Genomic DNA, 15,481 nt, shown 5'->3' on the forward strand with positions numbered 1-15,481 from the left:
GGATCCGGACGCCGGGTGGCTGCAGCACGCGGCCGGTTCGCTGGCCGCTTCCGGAGCCCCCGAGGCGGGATCGTTCGACGCCGCCGTCTGGCCACCGGTCGGCGCAGAGCCGCTGCCGGTGGAGGGCGCGTACGAGCGCATGGCGGAGTCCGGCTTCGGCTACGGCCACGCCTTCCAGGGCCTGCGCGCGGCCTGGCGGCGCGGCGACGAGCTGTTCGCCGAGGTCGTGCTGCCGGAGGGCGTCGAGGCCGACGGCTTCGGTGTGCACCCGGCGCTCCTCGACGCGGCCATGCACGCCGCGATCCTGGTCGGCGGCGAGCGGGAGACGATGATCCCGTTCGCGTGGACCGGCGTGACCCTGTCCGCCGTCGGCGCCTCCGCGGTGCGGGTGCGGATCGTCCGGCTCGACGGTGGCGGGCTGCGGCTCGACCTCGCCGACCCGGCGGGCGGTCCGGTGCTGGCCGTGGCCTCGATGGTGGGCCGGGCGGTGTCGGCGGAGCACCTGGGCTCGGTCGACCCGCTCTACGGGATCGAGTGGGCGGAGCTGTCGAACGCGCCTGCCGCAGGGAGCTCCTGGGCGCGGTGGGAGGACGTGTCGAACTCCGGGGAGCCGACGCCCGACGTGGTCGTCCTCGACTGCGCTGCCTTCGCGACCCCCGAGGACGTCCCGAGCGGTGTGCGCGTGAGCGTCCACGCCGTGCTGGCAGTCCTCCAGACCTGGCTGGCGGAGGAGCGGTTCGCGGCGTCGCGTCTGGTGGTTGTGACGCGGGGTGCGGTGGCGGTGGGGGAGGGTGAGCCGGTGGATCTGGCGCAGGCTCCGGTGTGGGGTCTGGTCCGGTCCGCGCAGGCGGAGAACCCGGGGCGGTTCGTCCTGCTGGACACGGACGGGGAGGTGATCGTCACCGGTGAGCCGGAGTCGGCCGTGCGTGGCGAGGCCGTTCACGTCCCGCGCTTGACCCGTCTGCCGCAGCCGGAGGGTCCGTTGCCGGTCGGTGCGGACGACACGGTGCTGATCACTGGAGGCACGGGTGGCCTGGGTGCTGTCGTGGCCCGGTACCTGGTTGCCGAGTGCGGGGTCCGGAGTCTGGTGCTGACGAGCCGTCGCGGTCTGGAGGCGCCGGGCTCGGCGGAGCTGGTGGCGGAGCTGTCCGCCCTCGGCACTGTGGTTGAGGTCCGTGCCTGTGACATGGCGGACCGCGGGGCCGTGGCCGCTCTGATCGCCGCGATCCCTGGTCTCTCCGCCGTCATCCACGCCGCCGGTGTCGGTGACAACGGTCTGGTCGGCGCGCTCACGCCCGAGCGCGTGGATGCCGTCCTGGCGCCGAAGGCCGACGGCGCGTGGTACCTGCACGAGCTGACCGGCCACCTCGACCTGACCGCCTTCGTCCTCTTCTCCTCCGCCGGTGGTCTGGTCCTGACCGCCGGCCAGGGCAACTACGCCGCGGCGAACGTCTTCCTCGACGCCCTCGCCGCCCACCGCCGCGCTGCCGGCCTGCCCGCCACCTCGATGGCCTACGGCATGTGGGACGTCGGCGCCGGCCTCGGCGAGCACCTCCTGGGGCTCAATCGCAACCGCATGGCCGCCCAGGGGGTCCCGCCGCTCTCCCGCGAGGACGGTCTGGCGCTGTTTGCTGCCGGTCTGCGCAGTGAGCGCGCGGCCGTTGTCCCGATCCGGGTCGACGCCGCGGCCCTGCGCGCCCGCACCGACGAGGTCCCCGCGCTGCTGCGTGCCCTCGTCCCGGTCGCCCGCCGCACGGCGGCGCACGCTCCGGCGTCGGCCGCAGCGGCCGACGGTCTCGCCGCCCGGCTCGCCGGGCTGACGGAGGCGGAGCAGCGGCGAACCGTCCTCGAACTCGTCCGGGCCCGGGTGGCCGGGCTGCTCGGCCACGAGTCGGGCGACGCGATCGAGCCGGACCGCGCGTTCCAGGAGCTCGGCTTCGACTCCCTCGCCGCGACCGACCTGCGCAACCAGCTCAACACCCTCACCGGCCTGCGCCTGCCCGCGACCCTCGCCTTCGACCACCCGAACGCCGAGGCCGTGACGGACCACATCGTCACCGAGCTCGGCGTGCGGACGGAGGCCGCGAGCGGCGAGGCGTCCCGCGCCGAGGCCGACCTGCGTGCCGCGCTGCAGTCGATCCCGACCCGCCGTCTCCGTGACGCTGGCCTGGTCGACGCCCTGCTCGACCTGGCCGACGACCGGGTCCGTTCCATCGACGCCGAGACGGACGTTCCGGTGGCGACGGAGGTCCGCCACGACCCGATCGCGATCGTCGGCATGGCCTGCCGCTACCCGGGCGGGGTGACCACGCCCGAGCAGCTCTGGCAGCTGGTGACGTCCGGCGCGGACGCGATCTCCCCGTTCCCCGCCGACCGCGGCTGGGACCTCTCGACGCTCCGTACCGAGGACTCGTACTACACCCGCGCAGGCGGATTCCTCGACGGAGCCGCCGAGTTCGACCCCGGCTTCTTCGGGATCTCCCCGCGCGAGGCCCTGGCGATGGACCCGCAGCAGCGGCTCACGCTGGAGCTCTCCTGGGAGGCCCTGGAGCGGGCCGGCATCGACCCGAGCGGCCTGCGCGGCACCCGCACCGGCGTCTTCACCGGCGTGATGTACCACGACTACCCGGGCAGCGACGGCAACGGCAGCGTCGTGGCCGGCCGTGTCTCGTACAAGCTCGGCCTGGAGGGTCCGGCGGTCGCCGTGGACACCGCCTGCTCGTCCTCGCTGGTCGCGCTGCACCTGGCCGTCCAGGCGCTGCGGCAGGGCGACTGCTCGCTCGCGATCACCGGTGGCGTGACGGTGATGGCCACACCCGGGGTGTTCGCCGAGTTCGGCCGGCAGGGCGCGCTCGCCCCCGACGGACGGTGCAAGTCCTTCGCGTCCGCCGCCGACGGCACGGGCTTCGCCGAGGGCGCGGGCTTCCTGGTCGTCGAGCGGCTGTCGGACGCGCTGCGCAACGGGCACCCGGTGCTGGCGCTCGTCCGCGGCAGCGCCGTCAACCAGGACGGCGCGTCGAACGGCCTGACGGCGCCGAACGGTCCGTCGCAGCAGCGGGTGATCCGGCAGGCGCTCGCCAGCGCCCGCCTCGGCGCCGACCAGGTCGACGTGGTCGAGGCACACGGCACGGGCACGACGCTGGGCGACCCGATCGAGGCGCAGGCCCTCCTCGCCACCTACGGCCAGGACCGCCCCGAGGACCGGCCGCTCTGGCTGGGCTCGGTGAAGTCGAACCTCGGCCACACCCAGGCCGCGGCCGGTGTCGCCGGCGTGATCAAGATGGTGCTCGCGATGCACAACGGCGAGCTGCCCTCGACGCTGCACGTGGACGAGCCGAGCTCGAAGGTGGACTGGTCGGAGGGGGTGGTCCGGCTCCTGACCGAGCCCCGGCCGTGGGCTGCGGGCGAGCGTCCGCGGCGCGCCGGCGTCTCGTCCTTCGGGATCAGCGGCACCAACGCCCACGTGATCATCGAGGAGGCTCCGACGGCGGACCTGCCCACGGAGTCGCCTGAGGTCGAGCCCGGTGTCGTGCCGTGGCTGCTGTCCGCCGCGACCCCGGAGGCCCTACGCGCGCAGGCCGAGCGGCTGCTCGCCGTCGTCGCCGACGATGCCCGGCCGGTGGACGTCGCGTACTCGCTGGCGACGGCCCGCGCCGCGCTCGAACACCGCGCGGCCGTGGTCGGCGACGGGACCGAGCAACTCCTGGCCGGCCTGCGGGCGGTGGCGGACGGCGAGGCGTCGAGCGGCATCGCGACGAGCGGCCGGACGGCCTTTCTCTTCTCGGGGCAGGGCTCGCAACGGCTCGGCATGGGCCGGGAGTTGTACGTGCGTTTCCCGGTGTTCGCGGAGGCGTTCGACGCGGTGTGCTCGCGGCTCGACCTGCCCCTCCGGGATGTCGTGTGGGGTTCGGACGAGGAGTTGCTGAACCAGACGGCGTACGCCCAGGCCGGGCTGTTCGCCGTCGAGGTGGCGCTCTACCGTCTCGTTGAATCGCTGGGCGTGCGACCTGAGTTCTTGGCCGGGCACTCGATCGGCGAGGTGGCTGCGGCGCACGTGGCCGGGGTGTTCTCGCTGGAGGACGCCTGCGCCCTGGTGGCGGCCCGTGGCCGTCTGATGCAGGCGCTGCCTTCGGGTGGCGCGATGCTAGCGGTGCAGGCGATGGAGGACGAAGTCCTACCGCTGCTGGGCGAGTTCGTGTCGATCGCTGCCGTCAACGGCCCGACATCGATCGTCGTCTCGGGCACGGAGGAGGCTGTCGCGGTTATCGAGGCGCACTTCGCGGACCGCAAGACGACCCGCCTGCGTGTGTCCCACGCGTTCCACTCGCCGCTGATGGATCCGATGCTGGAGGACTTCCGTGAGGTCCTCACGGGGCTGACGTACCAGGCGCCTTCGATCCCGGTGATCTCCAACCTGACGGGCGGGCTGGCCGATGGCCTGACGTCGCCCGACTACTGGGTGCGCCACGTCCGCGAGGCCGTCCGCTTCGCCGACGGCGTCCGCACCCTCCACGAGGCCGGCGTCCGCCGCTACCTCGAACTCGGCCCCGACGCCGTCCTCACCGCCCTCACCGCGAGCGCGCTGGCCGACCATGAGGCCGAAGCGACCCCGGCGCTGCGCCGCGGACGCGACGAGGAGCGGACCGTCGTCGAGGCGCTGGCGCGCCTGCACGTGCTGGGTGTGCCGGTGGACTGGTCCGCCTTCCACGCCGGGACGGGCGCCCGCCGGGTCGCCCTGCCGACTTACGCGTTCCAGCACCGCCGCTTCTGGACGGACGCCTCGGCGTTCTTCCCCACGGCCGAGTCCGCCGGGCTCAGGAACGCCGAGCACCCGCTGCTCACCGGATCGCTCGAACTGGCCGGTTCCGCCGGGCTGGTGTTCACCGGCCGGCTGTCGGCCCGGTCGCACGGGTGGCTGGCGGACCACGTCGTCATGGGTTCGGTGCTGGTTCCGGGCACGGCGCTGGTCGAGCTGGCCGTGCGCGCCGGCGACGAGGTCGGCTGCGACCTGGTCGAGGAACTGTCCCTGGCCGCGCCGCTCGTGCTGCCCGAGGAGGGGCCCGTCCGGATCCAGGTGCGGCTGGCCGAGCCGGACGACACCGGCCGCCGCGCCGTCGGCATCCACTCCACGGCGGACACCGGTCCGGAGCCGGTCTGGACCCTGCACGCGAGTGGCGTGCTGGGCTCGGGCGCGGCAGCGGCGGAGTTCGACGCCTCGGTGTGGCCGCCGGTCGAAGCCGAACAACTGGACCTCACCGGACTGTACGAGGGCCTGGCGGACGCCGGGTTCGGGTACGGCCCGGCGTTCCAGGGCCTCCGCGCGGCCTGGCGGCGCGGGGACGAGCTCTTCGCGGAGGTCGCCCTGCCCGAGGGCACCGAGGGCACCGGCTTCGGCCTGCACCCCGCGCTGTTCGACGCCTGCCTCCACGGCTTCGCCCTGGCGGGCTCCGGCGAGCGCGGCGGCGTGCCGTTCGCGTGGGAGAACGTGGCACTGCACGCCTCCGGCGCGTCGGCGGTGCGGGTGCGCCTGACGCGGTCGGCTGCCGGCGCGCTGGCGCTCGCCGTGGCCGACGCCGACGGCAGGCCGGTGGCCTCGGTCGGCGCGCTGACGGTGCGCCCGATCGCCGCCGAGCAGCTGGCCGCGGGCTCGCGGGTCGGCCGGGACGAGCTCTTCCGGCTGGACTGGGTGCCGGTGAAGGCTCCTGGCTCCGCGGAGTTCGTCGAGGTCGCCTCGCTGGCGGAGGTGCCGGCGGACGTCCCGCCGGTGGTCGTGATCGAGATGGCCGCCGCCGAGGTGCACGCGCGAACGGCGCAGGCACTGGAGCTCGCCCAGGCCTGGTTGGCGGAGGAGCGCTTCGCAACCTCGCGGCTGGTGTTCGTGACGCGCGGCGCGATGGCGGGCGAGGACCTGTCGGGCGCAGCCGTGTGGGGTCTGGTGCGGTCGGCGATGACCGAGGAGCCGGGGCGCTTCGGCCTGGTGGACCTGGCGGGGGAGGCGGAGCTGCCGTCCGCCGCCCTGGGCCTGGACGAGCCGCAGCTGCTCGTCCGTGACGGGGCGATTCTCGCGGCCCGGCTCGTCCGGACGGAAGCTGCGGCCGACGCGGCCGTGTGGCCGAGCGAGGGCACGGTCCTGATCACGGGCGGCACGGGAGGCCTCGGCCGTCTGGTCGCCCGGCACCTCGCGGGCGAGCACGGCGTGCGCAGCCTGCTGCTGGTGAGCCGTCGCGGTGCGGACGCCGAGGGCGTCGAGGCGCTGCTCGCCGAGCTGGCGGAATGCGGGGCGCACGCCGCCGTCGAGGCCTGCGACGTCGCCGATGAGGCCGTCATAGCCGACCTGTTCGCCCGCCACGACATCCGCGCGGTCGTGCACACCGCCGGCGTGCTCGACGACGGTGTGGTCGCTTCGCTGACCCCCGAGCGCGTGAGCGCCGTCCTCCGCCCGAAGGCGGACGCGGCCTGGAACCTGCACCGGGCCACCGAAGGCCTCGACCTCGACGTCTTCGTCCTCTTCTCCTCCGTGGCCGGCACGTTCGGCAGCGCGGGCCAGGCCGCCTACGCGGCGGGCAACGCCTACCTCGACGCCCTGGCGCTCCACCGCCGCTCGCTCGGCCTGCCCGCCGTCTCGCTGGCCTGGGGCCCCTGGTCCGACGTGGCGGGCATGACCGGCACGCTCACCGACGCCGAGCGCGAGCGAATGACCGGCGCCGGCGTGCCGCCGCTCGACCCGGAGCACGGGCTGGCGCTGTTCGACGCGGTCGCCACCGGCGCCGAGCCGGCGGTCCTGCCCGTCCGGCTCGACCTGCCCGCCCTGCGGGACCGGGGCGACGTCCCCGCCCTCCTGCGCGGCCTGGTCCGGACCCCGGCGCGCCGGGCGGCCGCGGCCCCCGCCGCGACCGACCTGACCCGGCAGCTGTCGGGCCTGGGCGGTGAGGAGCGGCGCGAGGCCCTCCTGGACCTGGTGCGCGACCAGATCGCGCTCGTGCTCGGCCACGAGGGCCGGTCGACGGTGGACTCGTCGCGGGCCTTCCAGGACCTCGGTTTCGACTCGCTGACGGCGGTCGAACTGCGCAACCGGCTGCGGACCGTGACCGGACTCCAGCTGCCGGCGACCGTGGTGTTCGACTACCCGACCGCCCACGCGCTCGCCGGCTTCCTGTTGGAGGGCCTGTTCGGCACTGCGGAGACCGTGGAACTCCCGGCGGCCCTGCCCGTCCCGTCCGACGATCCGATCGTGCTCGTCGGGATGGCCTGCCGCTACCCCGGCGGCGTGGCGTCGCCCGAGGACCTGTGGCGCCTGGTGGCCGACGGCGTGGACGCGGTGTCGGAGTTCCCGGCCGACCGCGGCTGGGACGTCGAGACCCTCTACAACCCGGACCCGGACCACAGCGGCACGTCCTCCACCCGGACGGGCGGGTTCCTGCGGGAGGCGGCGGCGTTCGACGCGGGCTTCTTCGGGATGAGCCCGCGCGAGGCGCTCGCGACGGACGCGCAGCAGCGTCTGCTGCTGGAGACCTCGTGGGAGGCCTTCGAGCGGGCCGGCATCGACCCGGTGTCCCTGCGCGGCAGCCGGACCGGCGTGTTCGCGGGCGTGATGTACGCCGACTACGCGAACCTGCTCGGCGGCGGTGAGTTCGAGGGCCACCAGGGCAGCGGCAGCGCCGGGAGCGTGGCCTCGGGCCGGGTGTCCTACACCTTCGGCCTGGAGGGCCCGGCCGTGACGGTCGACACGGCCTGCTCCTCCTCCCTCGTCGCGATGCACCTGGCCGCCCAGGCCCTGCGCACCGGCGAGTGCACGCTGGCACTGGCGGGCGGCGTGACGGTGATGTCCACCCCGGCGACGTTCGTCGAGTTCTCCCGGCAGCGGGGCCTGGCCGCGGACGGCCGCAGCAAGGCCTTCGCCGAGGCGGCGGACGGCGTGGGCTGGGGCGAGGGCGTCGGCATGGTGGTGCTGGAACGGTTGTCGGACGCCCGCCGCAACGGGCACCGCGTCCTCGCGGTGCTGCGGGGAAGTGCCGTCAACCAGGACGGTGCGTCCAACGGCCTCACCGCGCCGAACGGTCCGTCGCAGCAGCGCGTGATTCGCCAGGCGCTGGCGAGTGCCGGGCTGTCGTTCGGCGACGTGGACGCCGTCGAGGCGCACGGCACGGGCACGACGCTCGGTGACCCGATCGAGGCTCAGGCGCTCCTCGCGACGTACGGCCAGGACCGCGAAGTCCCGCTACTGCTGGGCTCGATCAAGTCGAACATCGGCCACTCCCAGGCCGCGGCCGGTGTCGCCGGCGTGATCAAGATGGTGCTGGCGATGCAGCACGGAGTGCTCCCGCAGTCCCTGCACATCGACCAGCCCTCCACCCACGTCGACTGGACGGCCGGCGCCGTCGAGCTGCTCACCGAGCGCACCGACTGGCCGGCCACCGACCGACCGCGCCGCGCGGGCGTGTCGTCCTTCGGGATCAGCGGCACCAACGCGCATGTCATCCTGGAGCTGCCCGAGTCGGCGGAGCCGGAGAACGAGGCCGCACCCGGCCTGGTGCCGTGGGTGGTGTCCGCCAAGTCCGAGGCGGCGCTGGATGCACAGCTCGCGCGGCTCACGAATGCCGGGGAACTGCCCTCCGCGGACGTGGCGTTCACCTTGGCCGGGCGGTCGGCGCTGCCGCACCGCACGGTGCTCGTGGACGGCGTGGCGGTGGCCCGAGGGGTCGCGGCCGACGGCAAGACGGCGTTCCTGTTCTCCGGGCAGGGTTCGCAACGGCTCGGCATGGGACGGGAGTTGTACGCCCGGTTCCCGGTCTTCGCCGGTGCCTTCGACGAGGTGTGCGGGGCTCTGGAGCTTCCGCTTCGGGACGTCGTGTGGGGCTCGAACGAGGAGCAGCTGAACCAGACCGCGTACGCCCAGGCCGGGCTGTTCGCCGTCGAGGTGGCGCTCTACCGTCTCGTCGAATCCCTCGGCGTGCGCGCCGAGTTCCTGGCCGGGCACTCGATCGGTGAGATCGCGGCGGCGCACGTCGCCGGAGTGTTCAGCCTGGCCGACGCCTGCGCCCTGGTGGCCGCCCGCGGCCGTCTCATGCAGGCGCTGCCGTCCGGCGGTGCGATGCTCGCCGTGCAGGCGACGGAGGACGAAGTGCTGCCCCTGCTGGGCGAGTTCGTGTCGATCGCCGCCGTCAACGGCCCGCGCTCGATCGTTGTCTCGGGCGCGGAAGACGCCGTCGCGGCGATCGAGGCGCACATCTCCGACCGCCGGACCACGCGCCTGCGCGTCTCGCACGCCTTCCACTCCCCGCTGATGGACCCGATGCTGGAGGACTTCCGCGAGGTCCTCAACGGGATCACCTACAGCACCCCTTCGATCCCGGTCGTCTCCAACCTCACCGGTGAACTCGGCGACGAGGACCTCCGCACCCCCGACTACTGGGTGCGCCACGTCCGCGAGGCCGTCCGCTTCGCCGACGGCGTCCGCACCCTCCACGAGGCCGGCGTCCGCCGCGTGCTCGAACTCGGCCCCGACGCCGTCCTCACCGCGCTCACCGCGAGCGCGCTGCCCGACGACGCCGACACTGTGGCCACCCCCGCGCTCCGTAAGGACCGCCCCGAGGAGGCGAGCCTCCTCCAGGCCCTCGCGAGCCTGCACGTCCACGGCGCGAAGGTCGAATGGCGGGCGCTGCTCGCCGGAGCGGGCCGGCACCTCGGCGAGCTCCCGACCTATCCGTTCGAGCACCGGGACTACTGGCCGACCGGCCTGCCCGGCGGCCTCGGCCGCGGCGCCGAGGCCGCCGGGCTCAGGAACGCCGAGCACCCGCTGCTCACCGGCTCGCTGGAGCTGGCCGACAGCGATGGCCTCCTGTTCACCGGCCGCATGTCGGCACGGTCCCACCCGTGGGCGGCGGACCACGTCGTCATGGGCTCGGTGTTGGTGCCGGGCACGGCGCTGGTCGAGCTGGCCGTGCGCGCGGGCGACGAGGTCGGCTGCGACATCGTCGAGGAGCTGACGCTCGCGGCGCCGCTGGTCCTTCCGGGGACGGGAGCCGTGCAGCTCCAGGTCGCCGTCGGGGTGCCGGACGACGCGGGCCGCCGGCCTGTGACCGTGCACTCCCGGCCCGGTTCGGGCGGCCTGCACCCGTGGACCCTGCACGCCAGCGGCGTGCTCGGCACGGGCGCGGCACCGGCGGCGTTCGACGCCTCGGTGTGGCCGCCGGCCGACGCGGAGCAGGTCGACCTGACCGGCCTCTACGACGGCCTGGCGACGGCCGGGTTCGGGTACGGCCCCGCCTTCCAGGGCCTCCGGACGGTCTGGCGCCGGGGCGACGAGCTCTTCGCGGACGTCGCCCTGCCCGAGGGCGTCGAGGGCGGCGCCTACGGTCTGCACCCGGCCCTGTTCGACGCCTGCCTGCACACGCTCGCCGTGGGCGGCGGGCTCGGCGAGGGCGGTGCCGGGGTGCCGTTCGCGTGGGAGGACGTCGCGCTGCACGCCTCCGGGGCGTCCGCGCTGCGGGTCCGGCTGGCGCCGTCGGCGTCCGGCGGGCTGGCGCTCGCCGCGGCCGACACGGGGGGCCGGCCGGTCGCGTCGGTGGGCTCGCTCACCGTCCGGCCGATCGCCGCCGAGCAGCTCGGCGCCGCCGCCCGCCCGGTGGGCCACGACGCGCTGTTCCGCCTCGACTGGGTGCCGGTGCAGGCGCCCGCCGACGCGGACGTGGCGTCCGTCGCCGTCGAGCCGACCGCGCAGGCGCTGACCGAGCTCGCTGCACGGTCCGACGTGCCGCCGGTGGTGCTGGCCGAACTCCCCGTCGGCGGCGCCGAGTCGGTGTACGACCGGGTGGCTGCCGTCGTGGAGATGCTCCGGACGTGGCTCGCGAACGACGGGTTCGCCGCCTCGCGTCTGGTGTTCGTCACGCGGGGCGCGGTGTCCGGCGCCGACCTCGCGGGCGCCGCGGCCTGGGGCCTGGTGCGCTCGGCAGCCTCGGAGGAGCCGGGCCGGTTCGGCCTGCTCGACCTCGCCACCGCCGAGACCGCGCTGACCCCCGCCGCCCTCACCGTCGACGAGCCGCAACTTCTCCTGCGTGACGGCGAGTTGTTCGCCGCCCGCCTCGCGAGGGAGGGGCTCGCGACCGAGGCCCCGAGCTGGCCCGCCGAGGGCACGGTGCTGATCACCGGCGGCACCGGCGGCCTCGGCCGCCTGGTGGCCCGGCACCTCGCCGCCGAGCACGGCGTGCGCAGCCTGCTTCTGGTCAGCCGCAGCGGCGCCGCCGCCGACGGTGTGGCCGAGCTGGTCGCCGAACTCGCCGGGCTCGGCGCCGAGACGGCCGTCGAGGCCTGCGACGTGGCCGACGAGGCCGCCGTCACCGGGCTGTTCGCCCGCCACGACGTCCGCGCGGTGGTGCACACCGCGGGCGTCCTGGACGACGGGACGATCGGCTCGCTCACGCCCGAGCGGATCGGCGCCGTCCTGCGCCCGAAGGCGGACGCGGCGTGGAACCTCCACCGGGCTGCCGAAGGCGTCGAGACCTTCGTCCTGTTCTCCTCGGCGGCCGGCACGCTCGGCAACCCCGGCCAGGCCAACTACGCGGCGGCCAACGCCTTCCTGGACGCCCTCGCCCGCCACCGCCACTCCCTCGGCCTGCCCGCCGTCTCCCTGGCGTGGGGTCCGTGGACCGGCGCCGGGGGCATGACCGGCACCCTCACCGAGGCCGAGGCCGAACGACTGGCCCGGGCCGGCATGCCGCCGCTCACGCCGGAACTGGGCCTCGCACTGCTCGACGCGACCACGGCCGGCACGGCACCCGCCGTCCTGCCGCTCCGCCTCGACCCGGCCGCCCTGAGCCGGCGCGGCGAGATCCCGCCGCTCCTGCGCGGCCTGGTGCGCGCGCCGGTGCGGCGCGGCTCGGCCGCCGGCGCGGACGGCGGGGCGGGCGGCGGCGCCGAGTTCGTGCGGCGGCTGTCCGAACTGCCGGGCACCGAACGGCGCGAGGCGCTGCGGGAGGCGGTCCGCCGCCAGGTGGCCGCGGTTCTCGGCCACACCGACGCATCCGGGGTGGATCCGCAGCGGGCCTTCCAGGACCTCGGCCTCGACTCCCTCACGGCAGTCGAACTGCGCAACCGCCTGGGTGGGCTGGTGGGCCTGCGCCTCCCGGCCACCCTGGTCTTCGACCACCCGACGGTGGCCGAGCTGGCGGACCACCTGTTCGAGCGGCTCGGCCTGGAGCCCGAGCCCACCGCGGGCGCAGCCGTGCTGCTGGCCGAACTCGATCGCTTGGAGCAGGCGTTCGGGACGACCGAGGTGGACGGATCGGACGAGGCGCTGTTCGACCAGGTGGCTGCCCGCCTGGAGGTGCTGCGCTCGAAGTGGCTCGCCGCCCGGAACGCCGCTGCCGCCGACGGACTCCCGGGCACCGGAGTCTTCGACTTCGAGTCGGCCTCGGACGACGAGATGTTCGACCTCCTGGACAACGAACTGGGCCTGTCCGACTGACGACCCGCCCCGCCCCTCCCCGGGTCGCGGGAGCCCGAACCCTGGGCTCCCGCGACCTCCCCTTCTACGGTCCCAACCGTCGGCGCCGGGGCTCGACCCGCCCTTTCTGACACCAGTTCTGGGCACTCCCCTAGCCTCCCCGGCCACACAGTTGGCGGCATCGTGCGGCCGAGGGCGCCGCACCACGGGCCGGGAGGCGACGGATGGGAACGATGGTGCTTGGGGACCTGCTCGACGAGGCGGTGCTGATACTTCGGAGCACGGACGCACGGCAGGAAGCGGAGGAACTTGCCGCACGGGTGCTCGGAGTGGATCCGACCGGGCTGAACCCGCGGCGGGACGTCGACGGCAGATCGGTACGGCGGCTGCGGGACCTGGTGGGCAGAAGAGCCGACGGCGTGCCGCTCGGTCACCTGACCGGGCGGGCCGTGTTCGCCGGCCTCGAACTCCTCGTCGGGCCTGGCGTGTTCGTTCCTCGGGTGCACAGCGAGCTCGTGCTGGCGGCCGGCCTGGAGGCCCTCGCGGGCACCGCCGGGCCGACGGTGGTCGACCTGTGCGCCGGCTCCGGCGCGATCGGGCTGGCCCTCGCGCACGCCCGGCCGGACGCCCGGGTGCACGCGGTCGAGTTCGACCCGGTTGCCGCGGACTTCGCCCGCCGCAACGCGGCCCGACGTGCCGCGCTCGGGGACACCGAGATCTCCGTCCACGAGGGCGTGGCGGGCCGGGCGGGCGCGCTGACCGGGCTGGCGGGCGACGCGGACCTGGTGCTCGCGAACCCGCCGTTCATGCCGGACGCGGCCGCCGTGCCGGACGAGTTCGGCCGCTACCAGCCCCGCCAGGCCGTGTTCGGCGGAGCCGACGGCCTGCGGGTCGTCCGCCAGGTGGTGGAGGCGGCGGCGGGGCTGCTGCGGCCGGGCGGCACGCTGGTCGTCGAGCACGGCCACCTGCACGGCGCGACGGTTCCGGCATTGCTACGGGAGTCCGGCTGTTTCCCCGAGGTGTCCTGCCGGCCCGACCACGAGGGCTGGCCGCTGTACTCGACGGCCGTCCGTACCGGGGCCGATGCGCCTTCCTCCTGACCGGCAGACGGCCGGGTCCCCTTCCACGGATGCGGAAGGGGACCCGGCCGGTCGTGTTCAGCGGGGTGTCAAAGGCCGCCGGAAGCCGGCCACTGCGAGCCACGCGCCGACCCCTGCCACCGCCGCGCCGAGCAGCAGCGCCGGAACGGCGGTGCTCGTTCCGGGCAGGCCGAGGGCGAGGGCGCGGGTGGAGTCGATGGCGTACGTGAGCGGGTTGACGTGGGCGACGGCGGCCAGCCAGTCGGGGAGGTCGGCGGTCGGGACGTAGGCGCTGGAGGCGAACATCAGGGGCAGCACGGCGATGATCGCGAGGTTCTGAATGGGCTCGGCGCGGCGCAGCCAGGCCGCCGCCGCGATGAACAGCCAGCCGAGTGCCCAGCTCATGAACAGCGTCAGCCCGATGGAGGCCACGACCGCGCCGGCCCCGCCCCTGGGGTTGTAACCGAGCACGAGGATGCCGAGCAGCAGGATGATCACGGCCTGGACGGCGGCGCGCACCAGCGTGGTGAGGCTGCGGGCGACCAGCAGCGAGCTCGGCGCGACGGGCAGGCAGCGCAGCCGCGCGACGATGCCGTTCTGCAGGTCCTCGACGAGGCCGACCCCGGACTGGACGGCGGACTGCACCGCGTTGTCGACCAGGACGGCCGGCAGGACGAAGTCCAGGTACGTGACGTCCGGCGGGAAGTGCGGCGGGAGCCCCATCCGGCTGAACACCTGGGAGAGCACCACGAGCGTGATGACGGGCTGGAGCAGGCCGAAGAGCAGCACCGCGGGGTCGGTCACGAGCGCGCGCAGCGACCGGCCGGTGAGGATGCGGACCTGGGTGAGCCGCGAACTGCCGCGCCAGGCGGGCGCGGTGGCCGTCGACGTGCGGGGCGGTCGGCCGGTGTCGAGCGTGGTGGTCACCGAGCGGGTCCTTCCGGGCTGCCGAGGCGGGCGGGGCGGTCGGCGCCGTCGGCGCGGTGCGCCAGGGCGAGGTAGACGTCGTCCAGGCCGGGCTCGCCGAAGGTGAGCTCCGCGGCCTCGATCCCGACCCCGTCGAGCGCCCGGACGACGGCGGCGATGTCCCGGGTGGCCTCGATCGGGACGACGAGGGCTGCGCCCTCGCGGCCGGTGACGGGGGCGAGCCCGGCTCGGCGCAGTGCCTCGGCGGCGCGCTCGGAGTCGCTCCCGGCAGGCCCGTCGAGGACGACGGTGACGGTGCGCCGGCCGACCCGGGCCTTGAGCTCGGCCGGGGTGCCGTGGGCGACGACGCTACCGCCGGAGAGCACGGTGATGGCGTCGGCGAGCCGATCGGCCTCGTCGAGGTACTGGGTGGTGAGCAGGACGGTGGTGCCCTCGGCAACGAGGCCTTCGACGATCTCCCAGAGACCGAGCCGGCTCACCGGGTCGAGACCGGTGGTCGGCTCGTCGAGGAACACCACCTCGGGCCGGCCGACCAGGCTCGCGGCGAGGTCGAGGCGGCGGCGCAGGCCGCCGGAGTAACCGCGGGCGGGCCGGTCGGCCACGTGACCGAGGTCGAACAGGTCGAGGAGCTCGTCGGCGCGGGTCCGGGCGGCGCGGCGCCCGGCGCCCAGCAGTCCGGCGAGCAGGAGGAGGTTGTCGCGCCCGCTGAGCCGCCCGTCGACGGTGGCGTACTGTCCGGTGAGGCCGATCCGGCGGCGGACCTCGGCGGGGCGGCGCCGGACGTCGAACCCGGCGACGAGGGCCCGGCCGGTGGTGGGCGCGAGGGCGGTGGTGAGGACGCCGACAAGGGTGGTCTTGCCGGCGCCGTTGTGGCCGAGCAGGGCGAGCACGGTGCCGCGCGGGACGGCGAGGCTGACCGAGTCGAGGGCGCGGACGGTGCCGAAGGTCATGCCGACGTCGACCGCCTCGATCACGAGGTCGTCGTCGGCCGCGGCTGGCGGGGGCGGGGCGGTGCGGGCGGGCATGGTCGGGT

4 protein-coding genes (1 of these 4 only partly in view) are annotated in these 15,481 nt (G+C 75.1%); 2 read left to right on the forward strand and 2 right to left on the reverse strand.

All coding sequences use genetic code 11. The annotated features are described in order from the left end of the window. A protein-coding gene (locus ACH4E7_RS30420) for an SDR family NAD(P)-dependent oxidoreductase (protein ID WP_396252350.1) crosses the window boundary here: on the forward strand, window positions 1-12,463 show its 3' portion. Its footprint begins 18,008 nt before the window's first position; only the last 12,463 of its 30,471 coding nucleotides appear in the window; its start codon lies off the left edge, out of view; its stop codon occupies window positions 12,461-12,463. Between the two features lie 212 nt (window positions 12,464-12,675). Continuing rightward, complete coding sequence (locus ACH4E7_RS30425; protein WP_396252351.1) at window positions 12,676-13,542, forward strand: N5-glutamine methyltransferase family protein; 867 nt, start codon at window positions 12,676-12,678, stop codon at window positions 13,540-13,542. A gap of 57 nt (window positions 13,543-13,599) precedes the next feature. On the opposite strand, the gene ACH4E7_RS30430 is transcribed toward ACH4E7_RS30425, so the two are convergent. Continuing rightward, entirely contained in the window at window positions 13,600-14,448 is an 849-nt protein-coding gene (locus ACH4E7_RS30430) for an ABC transporter permease (RefSeq protein ID WP_396252352.1), read from the reverse strand. Next, window positions 14,445-15,473: an ATP-binding cassette domain-containing protein gene (locus ACH4E7_RS30435; protein ID WP_396252353.1), complete on the reverse strand. Its 1,029-nt coding sequence runs from the start codon at window positions 15,471-15,473 to the stop codon at window positions 14,445-14,447. Before ACH4E7_RS30435 ends, ACH4E7_RS30430 begins: the two co-directional genes overlap by 4 nt. Window positions 15,474-15,481 lie beyond the last annotated feature (8 nt).

The sequence above is a fragment of the Kitasatospora sp. NPDC018058 genome (assembly GCF_044327205.1).
Lineage (GTDB): Bacteria > Actinomycetota > Actinomycetes > Streptomycetales > Streptomycetaceae > Kitasatospora.

Coding starts and splice junctions, on each gene's coding strand:
- ACH4E7_RS30425 (WP_396252351.1), top strand. CDS start 12,676: ATGGTGCTTGGGGACCTGCTCGACGAGGCGGTGCTGATACTTCGGAGC.
- ACH4E7_RS30435 (WP_396252353.1), bottom strand. CDS start 15,473: ATGCCCGCCCGCACCGCCCCGCCCCCGCCAGCCGCGGCCGACGACGAC.